The organism is Vicinamibacterales bacterium (assembly GCA_041659285.1).
Classification (GTDB): Bacteria; Acidobacteriota; Vicinamibacteria; order Vicinamibacterales; family UBA2999; genus 12-FULL-67-14b.
Map to the genome: position 1 here is coordinate 14,957 of JBAZYO010000002.1, position 25,123 is coordinate 40,079.

Here is a 25,123-nt window from a genome sequence, read left to right on the forward strand (position 1 = left end):
CCTCAGGCCCGCGCCGCACTCCGTCGCCGCAACTCCGAGAACTTGCGCACGGCGCGGTCGAAGCGATCCTGCAGCGGCTTGCGCTCCTCAGGCGACATCGGGCCCAGGCGCGCCCAGGCGGCCTGCGCGCTGCGCACTTCCTGCTCGGACGCGCGCTGGCGCGCATCCTCGGCCTGGCGCGCGGCGCCGGCGCCCATGGTGTTGGCGGCGAGGGCCTCGCGCCACTGGCGCGCGAGCAACTCGGCCGGCGACAGGTTCTTCGCCGGTTCGGCCGCTTCGGTCGGCAACAGCTTCTCGACCTTGGCCACCAGCTTCTCCATCTTGCCCTTGGTCAGTTCGGGGTCGATGTCGGTGCCCTTGAAGGCGTCGGGCCACCGCGTGACCAGCGTGAACAGCGCGGCGTTGACACGTTCGGAGAGCGGGGCCAGCGTGTGGCGCGGCAATTCGGGGCCCTGGACCCAGCGGGCGCGAGCAGCCTGCACTTTCGCGTAGAGGTCGTCCGGTTGCGGCGCCTCGCCGGCATCCGCCGCCGGCAGCAGGCCTTCGAGTTCGGTGACCGCGGCTTCGCGATCGACCAGCTTGCCGGTCAGCGCGACCGAGTCACGATTCTTGAAGCGCTCGAAGAACAGGTCGCAGGCGGCGCGGAACTGGTTCCAGATCGCGTCCGACTTGCTCTTCTTGACCGGGCCAATCGTCTTCCACTCGACCTGGATGCGCTTGATGCGCGACGCGGCCTGCTCCCATTCGGTGGACTGCGACAGCTGCTCGGCTTCGGCGACCAGCGCCTCCTTGCGCTTGAGGTTCTCGGTCCAGTCCTGCTTGCGCTGCTTGAGGTCTTCCTGCCGGCGCGTGAAGAACTTGTCGCACGCGGCGCGGAAGCGTTCCCACACCGCCTTCTCGTTGCCACGCGTGACCGGGCCAATGGCCTTCCAGTCGGCCTGCAGCGTCTTCATGGCGTCGGCGGTCTTCACCCAATCGGTGGAGTCGGCCATCGACTCGGCGCGCACGCACAGCGCTTCCTTCTGCTTGAGGTTCTCGACGCGCTCGGTCGCCTGGGTGGCGAAGAAGTCCTTGCACTTGTCGTAGACCTGCTCCTGGGCGGCCTTGAAGCGCGTCCACAGCGTCTCGGCCTGCGAGCGCGGCGCCGCGGCCACCGGCTTCCACCGTTCCTGCAGCGTCCGCATCTCGTTGGACGCCTTTTCGGGATCGGTTTCGGCGAGCGGGATGAGCGCTTCCATCTTGGCGCACAGCTCTTCCTGCACCTGGACGTTCGCCCACCGCTTCCACTCTTCAGCCTCGCGCAGTTCCTGGATGCGCGGCGTCAGCGAGGTGCGCACGGCCTGCAGGCGGACCATCAGGTCTTCGCGATCCTGCTTGGTGGGCAGCGGACCCATGGTGCCGACGGCGAGCTTGACGTCCTTCAGGAGCTGATCGGTCTGCTTGAGCGTGAGGCTCTCGGCCGAGGCCCGGGTCTCGAACTTCTGGACGACGGCCTGGAGGCGCTGCAGGTTCTGGGTCTGCTGTTGACCCTTGCTGTCGCGGTAGGCCTGTTCCTGCGCTTCGAGCGCCTGCGCGGCCGCGTCGTAACGGGCCTTCAACTCGACGTCGATCTCGACGTCGCGGGCGATGGCCTGCCACTGCTTGCGCAGCGCGTACCACTGGCTGCGGACGTCCGCGTAGGACGGGTTCGCGGCCAGGGCCTCGACCTCCGGCACCAGGGTCGGCAGCCGCTCCGCCGACTGCTGGGCCTGGAGGCGCCGTTCGTGCCGCTTCTCGGCCGCGCGGCAGGCTTCGGCGAACCGGCGATCGAGTTCCGCGGCCCACGCCTCCGGCATGACGGGCATGCCCTCCCACGCCGCGCGCGCCCCGGCGAGCTGGTCGGCGAGGTCGGCGCCACTGAGGCTTTCGACGTGCGCGCACGCCGCGATGCGATCGGCCTGTTCCTGCTCGAGGGCGCGCCGCTGGCGTTCGGCGTCGGCGCGCGCCGCCTCGTCTGCCGCCAGCCGCTGGCGCACGACTTCCGAGGCGTTCTCGAAGTCGGCCTGGATGTTGTCCTGGATGTCGGCATCGGCGAGCAGTTCCACCCACGCCACGCGTCCGGCGGCGTAGGCCTCCCGCAACTGCGTGAAGTCGTTGACCGACGACAGCGCCGTCATCTGCGTCACCAGGTCGCGGGCCGTCTGCTGCTCGGCTTCCTTGAACGCCGGGCCCGACTCGGGCGCGGCGACCGGCGCGGGCTCGCTGGCCTTGAGCAGCGTGCGCGCCTTCTTCTGCGCCGCCTTGGCGCGCGCCTTCTGGCTGATGTTGGTCAGCGTCTCGGCCGACGGCTCCACCAGCCGATCGACGGCGGCCACCGCCGCGTCGGCGTGCTCGCCGCGCATGGCCACGCCTTCAATCTCGGCGGGGTCAGTGAGCCGCTCGACGGCCAGCAGCCGGGCTCCCGACTCGGCGGCGTGACGGGCGATGCTACCCAGGGATTTCTGATCGCGGACCGCGGCAATGGCGGCGCGGCGCACGGCCTCGGGGCCAGACGCCTTCGCCACCGTCGCCAGCTCGCGCTCGCGGCCAAGCGACGCCAGCGCCGCCACCGCGGGTGAGGCGACCTCGGCATCGTGCTTGGAGGCCTGCTCGACGAGCTGGCCCACCGCGTGATCGCGGACGCCGCCCTCCGATTCGTTGCGCGCGATGTCGGCCAGTACCGCCGCATCCGTGATGCGCGACACCGCCGCCCGCCTCACGCGCGCATCGCCATCGTCCTTGGCAAAGGCACTGAGGGACGCGAGGTCGCCCGCCTCGATCTCGTGCACCGCTTCAATTCTGATGTTGGGATCGGGGTGGGTGGACTTGGACTGCGGCCGGAGCTTGTCGAGAATTCCCATTTGGGTGTTTCAGACCCCGGCGGCTCGGCGTGAGCCGGCCGGTGCCTCTTCCTTTTGCTGGTGTCTTACGTCAGGCGCCCATGACTCATTCAGGGCGCGCGTCGCTCGAAATAAGAGGGGCATTATCTCACGGCAGGGGCTTGGGGCTTGAGACCTGGGGCTTGGGCCGGAAGGGGGGCCGAGAGCCCGGGTTCAAGCCTCGAGCCCCAGGCCCCACGCCGACCAGTTGCACCAATCAATCCATTCATCTACATTAGTGGATATGCAACAGGCGTCCGCGCTCTATCGCCTGCTGGGGGACGAGGCCCGGCTGCGGCTGCTGCGCGTGCTGGACCAGGACCGTTTCAACGTGAAGGAACTGACCGGCATTCTCGGGCTCGCCCAATCCGGCGTCTCGCGGCACCTTGGCCTGCTGAAAGAGGCGGGCCTGGTCGCCGAGGAGCGGGACGGCTCCTACACCTTCTACCGGCTTGCCCCTGCCGTGCGCGACGAGAAGAAAGGGGCGCTGTGGCCGGTGCTGCAAGCGCAGTTTCGCGACGCCGCCGGCTCCGCGCTGCTCAAGGCCGACGAAGCGCGGCTGCAGGAAGTGTTGCGGCTGCGGCGCGAGAACTTCGAGCACGTCAGCCCCGACACGCGCGACGGCCGCCAACTGGTGCCGGGCCGGAGCTGGGCGGCATGGTCGCGGGCCATGGGCCTGCTGCTCCCGCCGCTCGACGTCGCCGACCTCGGCTGCGGCGAAGGCTACCTGACCGTGGAAACCGCGCGGTGGGCGCGGCGCGTGGTGGCCGTGGACCGTTCGACCGGCGTGCTCGACCGCGCCAAGGCACTGGCCGCGCGCAAGCGCCTGACCAACATCACCTGGAAGAAGGGCGAGCTCGAGAAGCTCCCGATCGACGACGGGACGATGGACGTGGCGCTGTTGTCGCAGGCGCTGCACCACGCCGGCGAGCCCGCCGCGGCGCTGGCCGAAGCGGCGCGCATCCTCAAGCCCGGGGGGCGGCTCGTGATCCTCGACCTGCGCCCGCACGACGAGACCTGGGTGCGCGAGAAGCTCGGCGACCAGTGGTTCGGGTTCAGCGACGACCACCTCAGCGGCCTGCTCACCCGGGCCGGCTTCACCGACATTCGCGTCGCGCTCGGCGCGCGGCGCACTAACGATCCCTTTGCAGTGCTCCTGGCGATTGGCACCAAGCCAGCGAAGACCCGGAAGAAGACATGACAACACTCGAGACCCTCGAACGCCTGCTGTCGGAACGCATCCTCGTGCTCGACGGCGCGATGGGCACCATGGTCCAGCGGCGCAAGCTGACCGAAGCCGACTTCCGCGGCCAGCGCTTCGCGTCGCACTCGCATGACCTCAAGGGCAACAACGACGTGCTGGTGCTGACCCGGCCCGACGTCGTCGCCGAGATCCACGCCGAATACCTGGCGGCGGGCGCCGACATCATCGAGACCAACACCTTCAGCGCGCAGGCCGTGTCGCAGGCCGACTACGGCCTGGAGGCGATCTCGTACGAGCTGAACCTCGAAGCGGCGCGGCTGGCGCGGCGCGTGACCGACGAGTGGACGGCGAAGACGCCGGACCAGCCGCGGTTCGTGGCCGGCTCGATCGGCCCCACCACCAAGACGCTGTCGATCTCCCCCGACGTCAACAACGCAGCCTTCCGCGCCATCACCTTCGACGCGATGAAGGACGCGTTCAAGGAGCAGGCGCGCGGCCTGATCGACGGCGGCAGCCACCTGCTGCTGGTGGAAACGCAGATCGACACGCTCAACGCCAAGGCCGCGCTGGTCGCGGTGGCAGAGGCGTTCGAGGAAAGCGGCACGCGGCTGCCGCTCATGATCTCGGCGACGCTGACCGACCTGAGCGGACGCACGCTCTCCGGCCAGACGCTCGACGCGTTCTACGTCTCGGTGGAACACGCCAAGCCGTTCAGCGTCGGCCTCAACTGCGCCCTCGGCGCGCGGCAGATGCGCCCGTACCTGGCCGACCTCGCGCGCACGGTCCCGGGCCACGTCAGCTGTTACCCCAACGCCGGGCTGCCGAATGCCTTCGGGCACTACGACGAGACGCCGGACGAGACCGCGGCGCTGGTCAAGGACTTCGCCGACAGCGGCTTCGTCAACATCATCGGCGGCTGCTGCGGCACCACCCCCGACCACATTCGCGCCATCGCGCGAGCGGTTAAGGGCGTGGCACCCCGCTCTGCCGCACTTCAGCACCCCAGCACCCCAGCACCCCAGCACTACACGACCCTGTCGGGATTGGAGCCGCTGGTCATCCGGCCCGACAGCAACTTCCAGATGATCGGCGAGCGCACCAACGTCACCGGCTCCAAGAAGTTCGAGCGGCTGGTGAAGGCGCGCGACTGGGCCGGCGCGGCGACGGTCGCCCTCGATCAGGTCCGCGGCGGCGCCAACATCATCGACGTCAACATGGACGAGGGCATGCTCGATTCGGAAGCGTGCATGACTGAGTTCCTCAACTACATCGGCACCGAGCCGGAGATCGCGCGGCTGCCGATCATGATCGACAGCTCGAAGTGGTCGGTGATCGAGGCCGGCCTCAAGTGCGTGCAGGGCAAGGCCATCGTCAATTCGATCAGCCTCAAGGAAGGCGAAGCCGACTTCCTGAAGAAAGCCCGAATGGTGCGCCGCTACGGCGCGGCGATGATCGTGATGGCCTTCGACGAGAAGGGCCAGGCCGACACCGTCGAGCGCAAGTTGGCGATCTGCACCCGCGCCTACCAGCTCCTCACCGAGCAGGCCGGCGTCGATCCGTCCGACATCATCTTCGACCCGAACATCCTGGCCATTGCCACCGGCCTCGAGGAACACAACGACTACGGCAAGTACTTCATCGAGGCGACGCGCCTGATCAAGCAGGCCTGCCCGGGCGTGAAGATCAGCGGCGGCGTCAGTAACCTGTCGTTCTCGTTCCGCGGCAACGGGGTGGTGCGCGAGGCCATCCACTCGGCCTTCCTGTTCCACGCCATCAAGGCCGGCATGGACATGGGCATCGTCAACGCCGGGCAGCTGATCGTCTACGAAGACATCCCGAAGGACCTGCTCGAGCACGTCGAAGACATCATTTTCAACCGGCGGCCCGATGCCACCGAGCGCATGGTCACGTTTGCCGAGCAGGTGAAGGGTTCCGGCACCAAGCGTGAGAACGACTTGAAGTGGCGCGAAGGCCCGGTCGAGTCGCGCCTGTCGTATGCCCTGGTGCACGGCAACGTTGACTTCATCGAGGTCGACGCCGAGGAGGCCCGCGCGAAATACGGCCGCCCGCTGCTGGTCATCGAAGGGCCGCTGATGGACGGCATGAAGGTGGTCGGCGAGCTGTTCGGCGCCGGCAAGATGTTCCTGCCGCAAGTGGTGAAGAGCGCCCGCGCCATGAAGCGCGCCGTCGCCTACCTCGAGCCGTTCATGGCCGCCGAGAAGGCGGAGCGTCTGGCCGCCGGCGGCGCCACCGAGCGCAGCAACGCCGGCCGCATCCTCACCGCCACGGTCAAGGGCGACGTCCACGACATCGGCAAGAACATCGTCGGGGTGGTGCTCGGCTGCAACAACTACGAGGTGATCGACCTCGGCGTGATGGTGTCGTGCGACCGGATCCTGCAGGAGGCGCTCGACCGCAAGGTGGACATCATCGGCCTCAGCGGCCTGATCACGCCGTCGCTCGACGAGATGGTGTTCGTGGCGTCGGAGATGCAGCGGCGGCAGATGACGCTGCCCCTGCTGATCGGCGGCGCCACCACCAGCCCGCAGCACACGGCAGTGAAAGTCGCACCGGAATACTCGCAGCCGACGGTGCACGTGCCGGATGCGTCACGCGTGGTGGACGTGGTGGCCAGCCTGATCAGCCCGGATCAGAAGGCGGCGTTCGACCAGTCGAACCGCGCGCACCAGGCGAAGCTGCGCGACCAGCACGCCGGCCGGCGCGACCGGCCGACGCTGTCGCTCGAGAAGGCGCGCGCCAATCGCCTGCGCCTCGACTTCAGCGACGTCGCCGCACCGTCGTTCACCGGCCTCAAGAAGGTGGACGTGGCGCTGGCGGACCTGGTGCCATTCATCGACTGGCAGTTCTTCTTTGCGGCGTGGGAACTGAAGGGCCGCTTCCCCGCCATTCTGGCCGATGCCACCATCGGCCAGGCCGCGACGGAGCTCTACGGCCACGGCCAGGCGCTGCTGAAGCAGATCGTGGACGGCAAGCTGATTCGCGCCCGCGGCGTCTACGGCTTCTGGAAGGCCAACAGTGACGGCGACACGATCGTGCTCGAGAACGGCGTCCGCTTCCCGATGCTGCGGCAGCAGGAAGTGATCGCCGACGACAAGCCGAACCGTTCGCTGGCGGATTTCGTCGCGCCGTTCGGGGGCGGCGTCACCGACTACGTCGGTGCGTTCGCGGTCACCGCGGGACTCGGCGTGGACGAGCTCGTCAAGAAGTTCGAAGCCGGGCACGATGACTACTCCGCCATCCTGGTGAAGGCGCTGGCGGATCGGCTGGCCGAGGCGTTCGCGGAATACCTGCACGCGCAGGCGCGCCGGGAATGGGGCATCGTCGATCAGCTGTCGAACGACGACCTGATCGAGGAGAACTTCCGCGGCATTCGTCCGGCGTTCGGCTATCCCGCCTGCCCGGACCACAGCGAGAAGGCGCGGCTGTTCGACCTGCTCGGCGCCCGTGCCGTCGGCCTCGATCTCACCGAGTCGTTTGCCATGACCCCAGCCGCATCGGTCAGCGGCCTGTACTTCTCGCATCCGCAGTCGAAGTACTTCGCCATCCAGCGGATTGGCGCGGATCAGGTCGCCGACTACGCGAAGCGCAAAGGCATGGAGGTCAGCGAGGCCGAGCGCTGGCTGCGGCCAGTACTCGCCTATGATCCGTCACTCGTAAGTGCCTAGCCACCGAGGACATAGAGGACACCGAGAATGCGGCGCAGGCCGGGCGATGTTTCGTCATCACCCGGAGCTCTAACTCACTCGGCTCTAAGCGCCGATACCGGATCAACGCGCGCGAGTTGGCGCGTCGGGATGGCCGCAGCGACGAGCGTAGTGATTAGTACGCCGACGAGTGCCGCGGCAAGCATTGCCGGGTCCGTCGTGGTGACGCCGTAGAGCAGCCCGTTATGTTCGCCTGGCACAAGGTAAAGGGCGGTGCCCAGCACGCGCGCGAGCGCGAGGGTAGCGACAAGGCCGGCGAGGGCGCCGACCAGCGCCAGCCGTCCGCTGCTCCAGATTGCGGCCTTGACCAACGAGCTGGGCAGGGCCCCTAACGCGAGCCTGATCCCGAACTCGCGCGTGCGAGTCTGGATGTTGTAGGCGGTGGTGGCGTAGACACCGATCGCCGCCAGCACCAGCGCGATGATCGCGAAACTCGCAACCAGCAATAAATTGAATCGATCGCCCTGCAAGGCCCGATCGACCCTTGTCTCCAACGTCGATGCGCTGGTGATCGGAATGGCCGGGTCCGTCTCGGCGGCACTGGCCCGTAGCGCCGAAAGCGCGGTTGCCGGCGCCATGTCCATTCGCACGATCACCTCGAGGCGCGAGGCCGGCATCTGTGCCAGCGGCACGTAGAGACCCGCGAAGGGCACCTCGTTGAATCCCACTTCCTTCGGGTCGTCGATCAACCCAACGATCTGCAGCGGACCGGGGGGCGTGACCCAGGTTGAGCGTCCGCGCGGCAGCAGATCGAGCACCTTGCCGACGGGATCTACCCCTTCCCCAAACAATCCGACCGCCAAGGTTTCGTCGACAATCGCCACACGGTGCGCGCCTGGCGCGTCGGCAGCGGAAAATGCGCGGCCGCGCCTGATGCCAATGCCAAGGGCACTGAAGTACTGAGGAGTGACGGCGCGGAAAATGACTCGCGTGTCTTCTCCGGGCGGGGGCGCGGGGCGGTCGCTGTGCGCGACATATGCCACGGCCCCGCTCGCGAGCGGCGAACTGGTCGCCAGCGCCACCGACCTCACGCCAGGCACCTGCCGCACCTGCTGCTCGATCCGATCGGCAAATCCCCGCCACGCATCGGTCGACTCGTATCGCGGCCCGCTGAGCGTGACGCGCAGCACCGCCACGTTGGTGGGTTCGAAGCCAAGCGGCATTCGGGTTAGCGCGACGAAGCTCTTGAGGAAAATTGCCGCCCCGGCCAGCAAGACAACGGTGAGGCTAATCTGCAGCGTCAGCAGCACGTTGCGCACCAGCCCGTCGGCACGAGAAGCGCCGGAGCGCCCGCCTTCTCTGAGGGCCGCGGCCGCCGCCACGCGTCGCGCGAGCGGCAGAGGCACAAGGGCAAAGATCAAGGTCGACACTGCCGTGGCAGCAATCGAGAAGACGCAGACGCGAAGATCGACGGGAATCTCATGGATCCGCCCGAACGAATCCGACGGTAGCAAGGGTAGCAGCAAGCGAAGCAACCAGAAGGTCAGGAGTACGCCAAGCAGACCGCCAGGCACGGCCAGCAATGCGCCTTCGACCAGCAGCTGACGGGTCAGTGCCCCTGTTCCTCCGCCCAGCGCTCCTCGCAGGGCAAACTCGCGGCTCCGCCGCATGGCCCGAGACACCAGCAGCGCGGCGACATTCGCCGCGCACAGCAACAGCACGATCAGCGAAGCGCCGGCGAAGAAGTAGAGCGGACGCCAGTTGTGGCCACTGAATTCGTCGCGCAGATCGGTGATCTCGATCCGCAGCCCGTCGCGGCCAGGAATGGGTGTCTCGGCCGTGCGGTCGGCGAGCGTTTGGAGGGCCGCTCGCAGTTGATCGCGGCTGACACCAGGTGCCAGCCGCGCGATCGCCGTGTAGCCAAGCGGCTGCGTGCGGTCGAGAAAAGGGGCAGAGCGTTCATCGAGCGGGACGTACAGGTCGGGATCCTGACCGAGGGCAGCGTCGGCGGCCACCACACCGATGATGGTCGTCGCAACGTCATCCACCATTACCGTTCGGCCGATCGTTGCCAGATCCCCACCGAACAAACGCGCCAGGGCGCGATCGGTGACTACCGCCAATTGCTCGCCCGCCGGGTCGTCGCTGTTGAAGGTGCGCCCCTCGATTGCCCCGCGCCTCAACGTGGTGAAGAAGTTTGCCGTGACCGGTAAGACTGCCACCGACTCGGCCGTCTTCAGTTGCAGCACCTGCCGCAACTGGCTGCCGCCCCTGGCGATCTCCGCCAATCCGTCGGCGGCGCCACGCCAGTCGATCAGATCCGGGCCGGAGATACCGGCCACCGACTGCCGTGTGCCTGATGGGCGCCAGGTGATGGACGTCAGGTTTTCCGAGTCGGGAAACGGCAGCGGCCGCCACAGCTCGGCGTCGGCGACGCTGAAAGCTGTGGTGGTGGTGGCGATGCCGATGGCGAGCGTCAGGATTGCGGCGAATGCGAGTACGGGCTCGTGACGCAGCCCGCGCGCGCCACAGGTAACATCGCGCCACAGCTGGTCGGCCCAGCGGACCACCCAGACATCACGCGCGTCCTCGCGCGCCAGCGTGACGTTGCCCATTGCACGCTGGCTCGCATGCTCGGCTTCGGCGGCCGCCATGCCGTCCGCTTCGAACCGGGCCTTGGTCAAGGCGCGATGGTGCTCGAGCTCTTCGGCGAGCTCCGCATCCAAGCGGCCGAGGGCAAACCATCGAGCGATGTGGCGGAGGAATCTCATCGCATCCTCAGGTCATCTGCATGACGCGCGTGATCGCCGCCGCCATCCGGTCGTAGGCTGTGCGCTCGGCCAGCAGCCGCTTCCGGCCGGCCGGAGTGATGGTATAGAACCGCGCCCGCCGGTTATTGTCGGAACTGCCCCACTCCGCCTTGGCGTAGCCGCCGGCGAGCAGCCGCTGCAATGCCGGATAGAGCGCGCTCTCACCAACCAGAAGGACGTCGTCGGAAGCCACGCGAATCCGGTCGGCAATACCGTAGCCATGGTGAGGGCCATGGGCAATCGCCCGCAGGATCAGCAAGTCGAGCGTGCCCGGCAGCAGATCGGGTGTGTTGGTCAGTCCCACGACTTTTCTCCCATCAGTCAGCGATGGGAGTCTAAGCCCGGGCCGGGATCGAAAGCAACTCCCATCAGGGACTGAGGGTTAGTTGCGTCTTTCTGCAGAGACAGTCGGGCGTCCCTTCGGTAGCGTCGCCTCCCGCACGCTTGCATCCAAAGAAGCAACAGACCAGCTGCCCGGTGCGCCAGCCGGCGCAATATGTTGTTGTTCGCTTCACAACCGCCTTCGAGAAGAGTCCGGCAGTGGAAACGGTGACCCTGATGCTGGACGGCGATCGCGGCTGGCGCGTTGTGGGCTACTTCGTTAGGCCGGGCTAGCCCCGGATTCGTTGCTCGGGCGTTCTCTAGGAACGGAGCTGCTCGCCAATCCTCGCGACGACACCCGGTTTGATGGTTGCCAAGGCCCCCTGAAGGGCATCAACAAGGGGCAGCAGGTCCTGCATCTTGTTTGAACGAGCCGCAATGATCACAATCCCGAATGTGAGATTAGTCAGATCGTGCTGCCGCTCGAGCTTTCGATCCATCGTCACGAAGGCGTCCGCAACCCCGGCGGCACGCTTCAGCAACTCACCATTCAACGTGCCCGCCCAGCCGAGCCCCTGAACGGTCATGACTTCGTGACCGACCAGAGTGGCGATCAGGTCGTGCGGAAGATTCTCATCAAGCAGGACGCGCACTGGTTAGGACGCTTTCCCTTGCGAGTTCCAGCGCGGCGACGGCCTGTTCGCGGCTAACTGACGGGAACTGCCGAAGGAACTCGTCTAACGTGTCGCCTGCCTCCAGATAGTCGAAGAGCGACTGGGCAGGAACTCTGGTTCCGACAAACACAGGGGTCCCGCTCAGGATATCTGGATGACTGTGAATGACGGCGCGCGATGGCGTGTTTGACATCCGGCAGCTCCTGCTGCCGAGTATACCGCCGGACTAAGTTCAACGAAATTGGGCGACCATCGTATTTCTAGTTGAACGTCCCTGTGTCCTCCGAGCTCTCTGTGGCTAGTATTCGGTGGCGTTCTTCACCAACGACAGGCGGAACGCCACCATCTCTTCGCCGTTGCGCACCAGCAGGACATCACCGACCAGCACCGGGTGGTTCCAGGTCTTGGCGTTCAGCGCCGGGACCCGCGCGACCTCGGTGAACTTGTCCGGCGCCGCCGAAACCAGCACCAGCTCACCCTCTTCCGAGGTGATTAGTAGCAGGTCCTGGTCGGCCAGCAGAAGCATCTGGCCGTTGCCGTAGCGTCCCCCCTTCCAGGCTCGTTCGCCGTTCTCGAGGTTGACCGACGAGAGGATGTTGCCGTCGAAGCCGTAGGCGTGTCCCTTGTGAACGACGTAGTCGTTGAAGTACGGCTTCAGCCCGCGCGACGTCCAACGCTCGGTCACGGTCCAGCCACTGGCGGCGTGCACCAGCCCGAGGCGGCGGACGCCAAGCCCGCCCATCGCGTCAGCACTGGTGATCACGAGGTCGCCGCCCGCCAACAGCGCCGGCTGCACCATCGGCGCGCCGGCCCAGGCGTTGGCCCACAGCACCGTGCCATCGGCGACGGCAACACTGGTGGTGCCCTGGCCGCCCATCAGCACGACCTGGTCGACCCCGTCGATCGTCAGCAGGTGCGGCGAGCTGTAGCTGCCACCGCGCGACGTCATCAACCAGCGCCGTTCGCCCGTGGCGGCGTCGTACGCGATCAACGCACCCGAAGCCGCGACGATGACCTTGTCGTCGATCACCAGCGGCGAACTCGAAAAGCCCCACCCGGGAACCGGCACGCCGCTGTCGGCAGATGAGTCGTGTGACCACAGCCCCTTGCCGGTGCGGGCGTCGAACGCATTCACGATGCCGGTCGCGCCATGGGTAAAGACTCGACCGTGGTCGATGGTCGGCGTCGCGCGCGGGCCGGCGCCGCCATTGGATTCATAGAACCGAACCGGGTCGCTGTGCCGCCACACCGGCTCGCCGGTCGACAGCCGGTAGGCCGCGACCATCTCGTCGCTGCCGCGCTGCTCTTGCGTGTAGATCAGGTCGCCGTGCACCGCGAAGGATGACCAGCCGGGGCCGACCGGTCGCCGCCAGACCTGTACCGGCGGCGAGGCAGACCAGTCGGCGTTGATGCGGACGCCGCGGATGACGCTGTCGCGCGCGGATCCGCGGAAGCCCGGCCATTCGACTCGGGAGGCGTCGCGCTCACGCGCGGCGCCTCCCTCGCTCATGGCCGGCCCTGTCGCAACCGCCTCGCTCGATGGCACCGCAGCGGCTTCGGGCTTCGCACCGGCAGGCGCGGCCGGCACTTCAACTGGTACCGGCGCAGGCGCTTCCTGCGGACTCTCGATCGCCGCCGGCGGAGGCACGACGCGTTCGGGCTCAGTCGCGGCCTTCGCAAGCAGCAGCTCCTCGGCCGTCGGCGTCCATCGCCAGCGGTAATCGGAGCCCAGGAGGTTGCTGCTGACGCCGTCGGTCCGGATGATCGCGAACAGTCCGCACGCGATGAGAATCGTCGCGGCCATCGAGACGCGCCGCGCGCCGGCTGACAGGCCGCGACTGGCAACCGCCCACAGCACCAACGCCAGGGCCATCACCTGAATCCCCATCACGTAGAGCAGATAGCCCTGGCCGGCGCCGGTGATCGAGTCGTGCGCGACGGCCCGTGTGGCGACGACCGCGACGATCATCACCGCCAGCGCGCCTAATCGCTCAGACCATGGCGCCCGGCTGAAGAACAGCCACCACAGGATGATTCCCAGCGTCGCGATCACTGAGCCGAGCAGGCCGGCCACACCCGACTCCATGCCGAAGATCGGCGTGTCAGGTATGCCAATCGGCAATCCGAATCGGAACAGCAGCGCAAGGGCCGCCAGCGTGACGCCGGGCCAGAGCCGGAAAGAAAAGGGGTCGGGGATCTGTTTGCTCATCTCAACACTTCCTCTATTTCATATTCCGACCGCAGCGCCTGCAACACGTCCACCCGCGACGCGCGCGCCGCGGGCATGAGCGACGCCAGGATGGCCGCACCGGCCAGAACGGCGGCTGCCCCAAGCATGGGCAGCGCCCCCGGCAGTTCGAAGCTCGCCCGATACCCGACCGCCACGCCGGCCAATGCATAGGCGCACGCGGCACCGGCGGCAATGCCAATCGCGACGATCACCGCCCCTTCAGAGAGCACCGCCACCAGCAGGCTTCGCGGTGTCGAGCCAATCGCCAAGCGGACACCGAACTCGCGCACGCGCGCGCTGACCGAGAACGCCAGTACGCCGGCCACGCCCACCACCGCAATCAACAGCGCCATTGCCGCAAACCCGGAGACCACGAACGCGTTCAGGCGATCCGGCGCCAGCACTTCCGCCCGCGCGTCTTCGAGCGTCGCCGCACGCTCCACCGGCTGGTTCGGCGACAGCTCGCGCACCACCCTCTTCACCGCCGGCACCAGGGCGTACGGATCGCCCGAGGTGTGCACGAACACCCGGCCGGCCACGCCCATCTGCTGAAACGGGTGATAAATCGTCAGCGCCGGCCCCCGCACGACGTTCTCGTCGTCGACGTCGGCGACCACCCCAACGATGCGTCGTGGCTGGGGCTTGGGGCCAAAGTACGGATCGGTCCACCACATGTGCCGATTCAGCGCGTTGCCGTCCGCAAACAGGCGCTGGGCGACGCTTTGGCTGACCACCACGACGAGCTCGCTGCCGCGGCGATCGGCTTCGGTGAAGTTGCGGCCGGCCACCATCGGCACGCCCAGCACCGGGAAGAAGCCGGGCGAGACGATCCGCAATCGCGCCCGCGGGTTCTCTTCGCCGTCGGCGGGCGTGTAGCCTTCGACGGCAAAGGCGATGCCGGGGCCGAAGCTACCGGCATCCCGCCATGGCACGAAACTCCCCACCGCGACGCCTTCCACGCCGGGCAGTTCGCCGATGCGGCGCGTGACCTCCTGGTAGAAGTCGATCGACTTCGCGCTGAAGTCGCCGACCGCCACGGGGACGTCAAGCGCGAGCACGCGTCGTGTGTCGATGCCGGTGCTCGACGTCTGCAGCGCGATCAGCGTGGCCACCAGCATGCCGGCGCCGGCCAGCAGCACGAACGAGAGCGCGATTTGGACGGTCGCGAACACCCGCAGGCGGCGGCTCGTGGCCGGGGTGATTCGCACGCCGCCGCTGGACCACCCCAGTCCGGTCGCGGCGTGGGTCGACGGCAACCGGGGAACGTAGGCGAGGGCGACGGCGGCGGCCATCGCCAGACCGACACCGACCCAGAGCACGCTGGCATCCACGGTGACGTCGAGCGCGCGCACCGAGAAGCGCGCGGCGTAGCCGGCGACCACGGCGACGAGCGGACGGGCCAGCAGGACGCCGAGGACGGCGCCGGCGCCACAGAGCACCAGGCTCTCCGCCAGCAGGGTCCGTCGCAGCGCCCCGCGGCTGGCGCCGAGCGCGGCGCGCACGGCCAGTTCCCCTTCGCGACGCACCGAGCGCGCCAGGATCAGGTTGGCGACGTTCGAGCAGGCGATCACGAACACCACCGCCGAGGTGGCCAGCAGCAGAAGCAGGATGGTCCGCGCCGGCGCGGTGACCTGCTCGCGGAGCGGCGTCACGCCCAGCCGCATGTCGGCCTTCGCCGAATACGCATCCGGGTGCGCGCCGATCATGGCGGCGTGCACCGACGCCAGTTCGGCGCGCGCGGCTTCGAGCGTGGCACCGGGCGCCAGGCGGCCGAAGAGTTCCGTCATGCGATGCGTGCGCCCGGTGATCATCGTCGCGCCGAGGTGATGCGGGCTGGTGACGACGTTGGCGATGATCTCGGTATCCGCTGGATACGGGACGGACGGCTCGAGCACGCCGACCACCGTGGCGGTGCGCGGACCGAGGCTGATGGTCGTGCCGATCACCGCCGGGTCGCTGTTGAGGGCGTTGGTCCAGAAGCGGTGCGTCAGCACCGCCGCGCCCGCCGCGTTGAGGCCATCGTCTCCCGAGTTGAGCAGCCGGCCGAGCACGGGCCGCAGGCCCATCACCTCGAAGAACGAGCCGCTGACCACACCCGCCTGCACCACCCGGGGCTCGCCGAAGCCGATCATCGTGAAGGCAATCGTGGAAAAGTCACCGAAGGCGCTGATCGTCGTCACCCGCGACTTGAAGTCCGCGATCTCCGGCACCGAGAACGTCAGGTTGATGGCGCCGAGACCGGGCGCGCTCTGGCGGATGTAGACCAGGCGGGCCTCGTCGCGATTGGCGAGGGGGCGAAGCAGCACGCCGCGGACGACGCTGAAGATCGCGGCGTTGGCGCCGATGCCGAGCGCGAGCGTCACCACCACGGTGGCGGCCAGGCCCTTGGCGCGCAGCAGCGAGCGCAACCCCACCCGCAGATCTTGCGCGAGCGCCTCGGCCATGTTGAACCAGCGGCTGTACCAGACCCGGCGCATCGAGTCGCGGGTGGCGGCGACGTAGCCAAATTCGCGGAGCGCTGCGACACGCGCGGCCTCCGGATTCTCCCCGCGTTCGATCCGCTCCTTCACGCTGATGGCCAGGTGGCCGCGAATCTCGTCGTCCAGATCGCGATCGTTGGGACGCATGGCTACTCGTTGCCTGCCGCCGGGTTCATGATCCGGCCAATCGCGCCCACCAGCTGCGACCAGCGGTCGCGCTCGCGCGACAGCTGGGCCTTGCCGGCCGCCGTCAACTGGTAGTACTTGGCCCGCTGGTTCGCCTCACTGACGCCCCATTCCGATTTGAGCCACCCGCGTTTCTCGAGGCGGTGCATCGCGGGATAGAGCGAGCCGGTTTCGACCTTGAGCAGGTCGTCGGACTGGGCCCGGATGGCCTGGCCAATGCCGTGGCCGTGCTGGGGGCCCCACTGCAATGTGCGCAGGATCAGCATGTCGAGGGTGCCCTGGAGCAGTTCCAGGCGCTGGTCGTCGCGGGATTTAGCCATAGCTGTAGACGCTCTACAGCCTTAGACGTAGGACGTCTACGGCTTGTTCCGGGGATGAGGAGTTCAGGAGGTTGGCGAGATCAGGAGTATTCCTGGCCGGGATTCTGCTCTCTGGGGCGTAAACAGGCGCGCTGCCCCGAGAGTAACCAAGGCATGAAGCGAGCGATCATCGTCCTCGTGGTCCTGGCGGTGATTGCAGCCGGAGCCGGAGCCTGGTATTTCACCCGCGCGCGCGTCGAGGTGGCGGTCAACACCGTGCCCGTGACCCGCGGCGACATCATCGACACCGTCGGCGCGACCGGCACCGTGCAGGCGGTCACGACGGTGCAGGTGGGCAGCCAGGTCTCGGGCAACATCGAGTGGCTCGGCGCCGACTTCAATTCCATCGTCAAGAAGGGGCAGGTCGTGGCGAGGCTCGATCCGTCGCTGTTCGACGCCCAGCTCCGGCAGGTGCAGGCCAACCTGAGCCAGGCCCGCGCCAACCTCACCCGGGCCAACAGCGAACTGGATCGCACCAAGGTGCAGTTGACCGACGCGCGGCAGAAGCACGCGCGCGCGATCGAGTTGGCGAGCAAGAGCCTGATCGCCCAGAGCGACCTGGACGCGGCCAAGATCGCGGTCGACTCAGCGACCGCCGGCGTCGCGTCCCAGGAAGCGTCGGTCACCCAGTCGCGCGCGGCGGTGACGCAGGCGGAAGCGTCCGTGAATCAGTCCCAGGTGAATCGCGACCACACGGTCATCAAGGCGCCCATCGACGGCATCGTCACCCAGCGGAGTGTGGATGTCGGCCAGACCGTGGCCGCCAGCATGTCGGCGCCGACGCTGTTCGTGATCGCCGCGGACCTGACCGAGATGCAGGTCAATGCCAACATTGACGAAGCCGACGTCGGCCGCATTCGTCCGGGCCAGCACGTGACCTTCCGCGTGGATGCCTACCCCACTGACAACTTTCAGGGCGCCGTTACGCAGGTCCGCCTCCAGCCGGTGGTGGTCCAGAACGTCACCACCTACGGCACGGTCATCACCGTGCCCAACCAGGAGCTCAAGCTCAAGCCGGGTATGACGGCGAACGTGAAGATCGAGATCAACAAGCGCACCAACGCGTTGCGCATCAGCAATGCCGCGCTGCGCTTCCGTCCGACGACCGAGATCTTTGCGGCGCTGAACCAGACGGCGCCGCCGGAGCTGGCCGCCGGCGCCGGCCGTGGCGGGCGCCCCATGCCCGGCGGCGAGGGCCCACAAGCACCAGCAGCCGCAACCGAAGCCAGCCGCCCCGGCGCGACTGCGGCACGTGTTCCACCGGCGGTACCGGCTGCACCCGACTCACCTGCCGCTGAAGGATCTGGCGGTCGGGGTGGACGAAGCGGTGGCGGCGGAGATGTCCAGGGCCGCATGCTCGAACGCTTCAAGACGATGTCGGCCGGGGAGCGGACGCAGTTTCTGGCCCGGATGAAAGAGCGCGGCACCGATACGGCCGCCTTTGAAGCGATGATGCCGCGGAGCAAGGCGCCGGGGAGCGCGCCGAAGCAGCAGGCGCAAACCATCGACGCGTTGTTTGCGCCGCTGCCACTGGTGGAGTCGCGAGGCCGCGCCTGGCTCTTCACCGCGGGACAGTTGACGCTGGTCAACCTGCGACTTGGGATCAGCGATGGCACCAATACCGAGCTGTTGACGCAAGACCTGCCCGAGGGCACGGAAGTGGTGACCGGTGTCACCGGCCAGACCGCAACGAGGGCCACGCCCACGCAAGGTGGCGCCGCGAATCCACTGATGCCAGCTGGACGTGGCGGCCGCCCGCCCGGCGGGGCCGGCGGTCGTGGCGGCGGCAGGTAGATCCAAAGGAGTCCGCGTGCCGGAGAACACCACGAACATCATCGCCACGAAAAGCCTGGTCAAGACCTACGTGGTCGGAGAGCACCAGGTGAAGGCCCTGCGTGGCGTCAACCTGGACGTGCCACGCGGCGAGTTCCTCTCCGTCACGGGCCCCTCCGGCTCCGGCAAGTCGACTTTCATGCACATTGTGGGCTGCCTCGCCAGGCCCACGTCGGGTCAGTACTTCCTCGATGGCCAGGACGTCTCACAGATGTCGAAGAACGAGCTCGCGGCCGTGCGCAACACGAACATTGGATTCGTGTTCCAGGGATTCAACCTGCTGTCGCGGACGTCCGCGCTGGACAATGTCGAACTGCCGCTGCTCTATGGCAGGTCGTCGCTCAAGACGTCGGAGCGCCATCGCCGGGCCAAGGACATGCTGGCGGCCGTCGGGCTCGGCGACCGCGCCAGCCACCATCCCAACCAGCTCTCGGGCGGCCAGCAACAGCGCGTCGCCATCGCGCGCGCCCTGGTCAACGAACCGTCGATTGTTCTGGCCGACGAGCCGACCGGCAACCTGGATACGCGGACCAGCATCGAAGTCATGGGGCTGTTCCAGCGGCTGAACATCGAGCGCGGCATCACGATCGTGCTGATCACGCACGAACACGACATCGCCGAGTACGGCACGCGCATCGTGTCGTTCCGCGACGGTCTGGTCGTGACCGATCGCGCGGTCACCACGCGCCGGATGGCCGCCGACGAACTCGCCAACCTCCCGGCCGAAGCGCAGGCGGTATAAGCCATGAGCATCCTGATGGTCTTCCGCGTCGCCCTCAAGGCACTCGCTCGCAACAAGCTGCGCACCGCGTTGACCATGCTGGGCATGATCATCGGCGTCGGCGCCGTCATCACCATGGTGGCCCTCGGCAGCGGCGCCCAGTCGTCGATCGAAACGCAGATCCAGGCGGCGGGCACCAACATGATCATGGTGAGCGCCGGCAACTTCATGTCAGCAGGCGTCCGCACCGGCCAGGGCAGCGCCAGCACGCTGACGCCGGAAGATGCGCAGGCCATTGCCGAGGTCACCGGCGTGCAATACATCGCGCCCGGGGTCAACACGCGCGGCCAGGTCGTGGCCGGCAACCTGAATTGGGGCACGCAGATCCAGGGCACCGACGTCGACCTGCCGCTAATCCGCTCGTGGCCCACGGCCCGCGGTGCGTTCTTCAGCCCGGCCGACGTGGCCTCGGCCGCCAAGGTCGCGGTGCTCGGCGCCGTCGTTCACGAGCAGTTGTTTGGCGCCGACGTCGATCCGGTCGGCCAGGTCATCCGCATCAACAACCAGCCGTTCACCGTGTCCGGCGTCATGGCCAGCAAGGGCCAGTCGGGCATGGGCCAGGACCAGGACGATGTGGTGTATGTACCGTACACGACGGTGATGAAAAAACTGCGCGGCATCACCTACGTGCAGAACATCACCGTCTCGGCCGCCTCGGCTGCCGACACCGCGCCCACCGCGGACCGCATTGCCTCGCTGCTGCGCGCGCGCCACCAGATCGTCGACGAAGACGACTTCATGGTCCGCACCATGGAGGAGATGGCCAGCGTCCGCGTGCAGGCCACCGAAACGATGACGGCGCTGCTGGCGAGCATTGCCGGCGTCTCGCTGCTGGTCGGCGGCATCGGCATCATGAACATCATGCTGGTGTCGGTGACCGAGCGCACGCGTGAGATCGGCCTGCGCCTGGCGATCGGCGCACGCGGGCGGGATGTGCTGATGCAGTTCCTGGTCGAGGCGATCGTGCTCAGCCTGGTGGGAGGTGTCATCGGCATCGGGCTTGGCCTGGGGCTGTCGCGGGGCGTGACGCTGTGGATGTCATGGCCGACCAAGGTGTCGCCAGAAGCGGTCGCGGTCGCGTTTGTCTTCGCCGCCGTCACCGGGGTGTTCTTCGGCTTCTACCCCGCTCGCAAGGCTGCCGCGCTCGACCCGATCGATGCGCTACGCTTCGAGTAACGATGCGCCAGGATCGACGGCATGTCGATCTCAATCGTGAACCAGGGCCCGATCACGGCTCGGTGCCGAGCACCGGGTGCGGGGTGTAGACCTCTTCCACGGCCTTCTGTTCATCCGCTGTCAGGGTCACGTGCAGTCCGGCGATCAGTTGATCAAGCTGCTCGAGCTTGGTCGCGCTGATGATCGGTGCCGTCACGCCCGGGCGGTTCGCCACCCAGGCGAGCGCCACCTGGATCGGCAGGACGCCCTTCCGCTTCGCCACTTCGACGACGCGCTCGGCGACGTCGTAGTCACTGTCGGCATAGTACAGGCCATGGCCGTAACCGTCGTGCTGTTCGCGCAGCGACGCATCCCTGGTCCCCCGCTTGCGGTTGCCGGCCAGAAAGCCACGCGCCAGCGGGCTCCACGGAATTACGCCAATGCCCTCGGCCTGGCACAGCGGCAACATCTCGCGCTCTTCCTCGCGATACACCAGGTTGTAGTGGTTCTGCATCGACACGAACCGCGTCCAGCCGTGCAGGCGCTGGGTGGCCAGCATGTTCGCGAACTGCCACGCATACATGCTCGACGCGCCGATATAGAGGGCCTTCCCCGCTTTGACGACGTCGTGGAGCGCTTCCAGCGTTTCTTCGATCGGCGTGTTGGTGTCGTAGCGATGAATCTGGTAGAGATCGACGTAGTCCATGCCGAGGCGCTTGAGCGACCCGTCGATGGCCGCCATGATGTGCTTGCGCGACAGGCCGCGGCCGTTCTGGTGATCGACCACGGGATAGAACACCTTGGTCGCCAGCACCACTTCCTCGCGGCGGGCGAAGTCCTTGAGGGCGCGGCCCACCACCTCCTCGCTCACGCCGCGCGAGTACATGTCGGCGGTGTCGAAGAAGTTGATGCCGAGTTCGAGCGCCCGCTTGATAAACGGGCGGCTGGCCGCCTCGTCCAGCACCCACGGCCGCCACGTGGGCGTGCCGTAGGTCATGGTGCCGAGACACAGTCGCGAGACTTTCAGGCCGGTGGTGCCAAGGCGGACGTAGTCCACTGTCGTTTCTCCATGAAGAGGAAGTACGGAATCGAGAGCAGCGCGAGCACGGCCGCCACCATGAAGGCCCGGCTGAAGCCATAGTGCTCGCTCAGCCAGCCCATGGAGATCGAACCGGTGCCGATCCCAGTGTCGAAGGCGCCAATCAAGGCACCGAAGGTGGCGCCCCGGCGATGGTCGGGCACGTGATGCATCAAGTGGGCCACGAAGATCGGATAGGCCGAGCCGAAGCCCACGCCGAACAGGACCGCCGACAAGGCGAAGGTCATCCGGGTCGAGGCGAACGCGAGCACGACGACGCCGAACACCATCATCGCGAGGCACGGCACGATCACCCGGGCGTGACCAACCCGGTCGGCATAGCGGCCGATGAACGGGCGCGTGGCCACGATCGACAGCGCGAAGATCGTGAAGAACAGCGCCCGGGGAGTCACGCCGACGGTATCGGCATAGACGGCGACGAAGCTGGTGATGCCGCCGTAGCTGAACGAGTAGAGAAACAGGGTGACGGCGCCGACGATCACGCGCCACTCCACCAGGTCCGATGGCTTCAGCGACAGCGGCGGCATCTCCCGCCGCCGGTCCGGCGGCAGCCGCCAGGCGATAACGGCCATGATCAGGTTCAACGCCGCCGATTCGAGGCACAGCAGCGTCCATCCGCCGCGGTCGAAGACCCACAGGCCGAGCCACGGCGCGATCGCCACCGCCAGGATGCTGGCGAAACCGGCATAGCCCAGTCCTTCGGCCCGGCGCGACTGGGGAACGATGTCGATGACGTAGGCGCTGGAGGACGACAGCAACCCCGACCAGAACACGCCGTGGACGAGGACCAGCGACAGGATGACCTGGTAGGACGGTGCCACCGCGTAGAGCAGCGAGAAAGCGGTGATGGCGAGGCTGGCCACGATCAGCACCCGCCGCTTGCCGAAGCGATCGCCGATGGCCCCCGTGATCGGCGCCGACACCGCGGAGGCGTAGGTCAGAAAGCCGAGAAAGAGCCCGGCTTCACTCCCCGTCCCGCCGAGCGAGAGGATGTGAAACGGCGCCGTCGGCAGCAACTGGAACGCGGACATGAAGACCGTGAAACTGTAGCTGCACATCAGGAAGAAGCGCGGTGTGAAGAGCTCGTCCCGCCGTAGCTCCTGGGGTTCGAGAGGAGCGGAGGCGGACGGTTCAGGCTGTGACGTCGAGGACGAGCTTGCCAATGTGCGTGCCGGCCTCCATGAGCCGGTGGGCGTCCGCGGCCTGTGCCAGCGGAAACACCTGGTGAATGATCGGCCGCACCGCGCGCGACTCGAGCAGCGGCCACACCTGCCGCCGCAGTTCGGCCGCGATGGCGCCCTTTTCCTCCGGCGAGCGTGGACGCAGGGTCGACCCGGTAATCCACGCGCGCTTGCGCATCAGCACCGAGAAATCCACCTCGGCCTTCGGGCTCCTGAGAAACGCAATCTGGACCAGGCGGCCCTCGGTGGCCAGCAGGTCCACGTTGCGGGCCAGGTAGTCGCCGCCGACCATGTCGAGGATGAGATCCACGCCGCGGTCGCCGGTGGCCTCCTTCAGCGCCGCCACCCAGTCGGTGGTGCGATAGTTGATCGCGATGTCGGCGCCGAGGTCGCGGCACGCCGCGCACTTCTCGTCGCTGCCGGCGGTGGCAAACACCCACGCCGCGAATTCCCGCGACAACTGGATCGCGGTGGTGCCGATGCCGCTGGTGCCGCCATGAATCAGGATCGACTCGCTCTCGTGCAGCCGCCCGCGCTGGAACACGTTGGTCCAGACCGTGAAGTAGGTCTCCGGAATGGCCGCCGCTTCGATGAAGCTCAGGCCCTTCGGCATCGGCAACACCTGTTCGTACGGCACGGCCGCCAGTTCGGCGTAGCCGCCGCCGGCGACCAGCGCGCACACGTCGTCGCCAATCGCGAAGCCGGTGACGCCGGTGCCAAGGGCGATGACGGTGCCGGCCACTTCGAGGCCCGGAATATCGGAGGCGCCAGGTGGAGGCGGGTATTTGCCGAGCCGCTGGATGATGTCGGGGCGATTGACACCGGCCGCCGCCACGTCGATGAGCACGTCACCCGGCCCGGCCGACGGGTCCGGCCGCTGACCGAGCCTCAGGACATCCGGCGGCCCGAAGCTCGTGATCTCAACGGCGCGCATCGCGGCCTACTTCAGCCCCGATGGCAGCCGGGGTGACGACAGCAGCGCCGCGAACTCACGCCACTGCCTGGCCGCCGTCGGCTGGCGCCCGGACTTCTTCGCGATGTAGTCGCGGATCAGGTCCTTGCCCAGGTTGTAGTTGATCACGTAGCTGCGGTACTGGTCGATGAACTTGACGCGCTGCTCGGCGCGCGGCTTCGTGTACATCGCGTACTTCTCGAGCCAGGCGGCCGCGCCGGCGCGGTCGATGCTGCCGTCGAGGTAGCGGCGTGCCGCCTCGTTGCCGGCATACGACAGGCGATCCACCAGCGCCAGCACGTCGTAGTACTCCTGCACCCGCTTGGCGTCGAGGCCGGCCAGGGGAAACAGCACGTCGCGCTCGAAGGCCACGCGGTCCGCCGGCGAGAACGCCACTTCGATGCCGAAATTCGCCGTGCCCTCGGCAATCAGCGACTGCGACGAGAACAGCGGATACACCGTGAATTCAATCCAGCCGCGGTCGCGAACCAGGTTCTTCTCCAGGAGCACGTTGTAGACGTGATGCCCCGGGTAGCCCTCGTGGCACGCCAGGTCGACCGCGCGATCGATGTAGATCGGCAGGTCGGTGTTCACCTGGATCAGGCTCTTGTAGCCGCCCTGGTACCAGTTATACCCGCTCCACGACTTGCCGGTGACGTACTCGACCGTGAAGCGCTCCGTCGCCGGCAGCTCAACGTGCGCCTGGGTCCGGTCGCGGCAGGCGCGGATGGCTTCGCGAAACACCCGATCGACCCGGGCGGCCGGAATGACGAACGCCTGCTTGAAGCGGTCGTAGCGATCGATCAGCGAACCGTCGCCGGGGAGGCGGGCCTCGAGTTGCTTGAGCACGGCTTCAAACTCCGCTTCGGTCCGGGTGGGCGCCACGGCATCGTAGAGCGCCTGCGACTCTTCATCGAAGGTCAGGCGCTTGCCCTGCAGCATCGACACGCGCGCGCGCAACGCCGACATCTGCCGGGTCAGGTAGTGCCGGCGCAGCGCCCACAGTTCGGCGTCACCGGCCACGGGCGAGGCCGCCGGCACCGCCGCCAAGTCGTTCTCGAGCGCCCCGGCCTGCTGGTCGATGGCGGCCAGCGTCAGCTTCTCCGCTTCCGCCGCCTTGCGCCATTCGGGCGGGCCGTAGAACGCATCCACGTAATCGGCGTCGTGCTGGCCGACCGCGAGCACCAGCTTGACGTAGCGCTCCGCGACAGTCTTCATGGGGTCTGACGGAGGCGCCTGACCGGTCAGCATGGCTGGAACCCCCAGCAGTGCGCAGACCGCGAGCACATGGAGAAC

At 67.5% G+C, this 25,123-nt stretch carries 16 protein-coding genes; 5 read left to right on the top strand and 11 right to left on the bottom strand.

The features are described from left to right. Positions 1-2 precede the first annotated feature (2 nt). On the bottom strand, positions 3-2,879 hold the full coding sequence (locus tag WC815_02695; protein MFA5907663.1) for a DUF349 domain-containing protein: 2,877 nt from the start codon (positions 2,877-2,879) through the stop codon (positions 3-5). 262 nt (positions 2,880-3,141) lie between these two features. On the opposite strand from WC815_02695, the gene WC815_02700 reads away from it, so the two are divergent. Next, a complete protein-coding gene (locus tag WC815_02700) occupies positions 3,142-4,098 on the top strand; it encodes a metalloregulator ArsR/SmtB family transcription factor (protein MFA5907664.1) in 957 nt (318 codons plus the stop codon). Beyond that, on the top strand, positions 4,095-7,787 hold the full coding sequence (gene metH / locus WC815_02705; protein MFA5907665.1) for a methionine synthase: 3,693 nt from the start codon (positions 4,095-4,097) through the stop codon (positions 7,785-7,787). The genes WC815_02700 and metH overlap by 4 nt, the downstream gene beginning before the upstream one ends. Before the next feature lie 74 nt (positions 7,788-7,861). Here the strand turns inward: metH and WC815_02710 are convergent, their stop codons facing one another. The 6 genes from WC815_02710 to WC815_02735 form a co-directional block, all read right to left on the bottom strand. Continuing rightward, positions 7,862-10,537, bottom strand: coding sequence for an ADOP family duplicated permease (locus WC815_02710; GenBank protein MFA5907666.1), 2,676 nt, complete (start codon positions 10,535-10,537; stop codon positions 7,862-7,864). Between the two features lie 7 nt (positions 10,538-10,544). Continuing rightward, complete coding sequence (locus tag WC815_02715) at positions 10,545-10,880, bottom strand: PadR family transcriptional regulator (protein ID MFA5907667.1); 336 nt, start codon at positions 10,878-10,880, stop codon at positions 10,545-10,547. A gap of 337 nt (positions 10,881-11,217) precedes the next feature. Beyond that, complete coding sequence (locus WC815_02720; GenBank protein MFA5907668.1) at positions 11,218-11,550, bottom strand: DUF5615 family PIN-like protein; 333 nt, start codon at positions 11,548-11,550, stop codon at positions 11,218-11,220. 319 nt (positions 11,551-11,869) lie between these two features. After that, positions 11,870-13,780 carry a PQQ-binding-like beta-propeller repeat protein gene (locus tag WC815_02725; protein MFA5907669.1) on the bottom strand — a complete coding sequence of 637 codons (1,911 nt, stop codon included), beginning with the start codon at positions 13,778-13,780 and terminating at the stop codon, positions 11,870-11,872. Next, complete coding sequence (locus WC815_02730) at positions 13,777-16,428, bottom strand: ADOP family duplicated permease (protein ID MFA5907670.1); 2,652 nt, start codon at positions 16,426-16,428, stop codon at positions 13,777-13,779. The genes WC815_02725 and WC815_02730 overlap by 4 nt, the downstream gene beginning before the upstream one ends. A gap of 2 nt (positions 16,429-16,430) precedes the next feature. Further along, entirely contained in the window at positions 16,431-16,787 is a 357-nt protein-coding gene (locus WC815_02735; GenBank protein MFA5907671.1) for a PadR family transcriptional regulator, read from the bottom strand. Positions 16,788-16,940: 153 nt separating this feature from the next. Here WC815_02735 and WC815_02740 point away from each other — a divergent pair, with 153 nt between their 5' ends. The 3 genes from WC815_02740 to WC815_02750 are packed head-to-tail and all read left to right on the top strand — an operon-like array spanning position 16,941 to position 20,616. Then, on the top strand, positions 16,941-18,620 hold the full coding sequence (locus tag WC815_02740) for an efflux RND transporter periplasmic adaptor subunit (protein ID MFA5907672.1): 1,680 nt from the start codon (positions 16,941-16,943) through the stop codon (positions 18,618-18,620). 16 nt (positions 18,621-18,636) lie between these two features. Beyond that, entirely contained in the window at positions 18,637-19,401 is a 765-nt protein-coding gene (locus WC815_02745; protein ID MFA5907673.1) for an ABC transporter ATP-binding protein, read from the top strand. Positions 19,402-19,404: 3 nt separating this feature from the next. After that, on the top strand, positions 19,405-20,616 hold the full coding sequence (locus WC815_02750) for an ABC transporter permease (GenBank protein MFA5907674.1): 1,212 nt from the start codon (positions 19,405-19,407) through the stop codon (positions 20,614-20,616). 52 nt (positions 20,617-20,668) lie between these two features. Here the strand turns inward: WC815_02750 and WC815_02755 are convergent, their stop codons facing one another. The 4 genes from WC815_02755 to WC815_02770 form a co-directional block, all read right to left on the bottom strand. After that, on the bottom strand, positions 20,669-21,652 hold the full coding sequence (locus WC815_02755; GenBank protein MFA5907675.1) for an aldo/keto reductase: 984 nt from the start codon (positions 21,650-21,652) through the stop codon (positions 20,669-20,671). After that, on the bottom strand, positions 21,619-22,752 hold the full coding sequence (locus WC815_02760; GenBank protein MFA5907676.1) for an MFS transporter: 1,134 nt from the start codon (positions 22,750-22,752) through the stop codon (positions 21,619-21,621). Before WC815_02760 ends, WC815_02755 begins: the two co-directional genes overlap by 34 nt. 73 nt (positions 22,753-22,825) lie before the next feature. Then, complete coding sequence (locus tag WC815_02765) at positions 22,826-23,809, bottom strand: NAD(P)H-quinone oxidoreductase (GenBank protein MFA5907677.1); 984 nt, start codon at positions 23,807-23,809, stop codon at positions 22,826-22,828. Between the two features lie 6 nt (positions 23,810-23,815). Then, entirely contained in the window at positions 23,816-25,045 is a 1,230-nt protein-coding gene (locus WC815_02770; protein MFA5907678.1) for a hypothetical protein, read from the bottom strand. Positions 25,046-25,123: the final 78 nt, after the last annotated feature.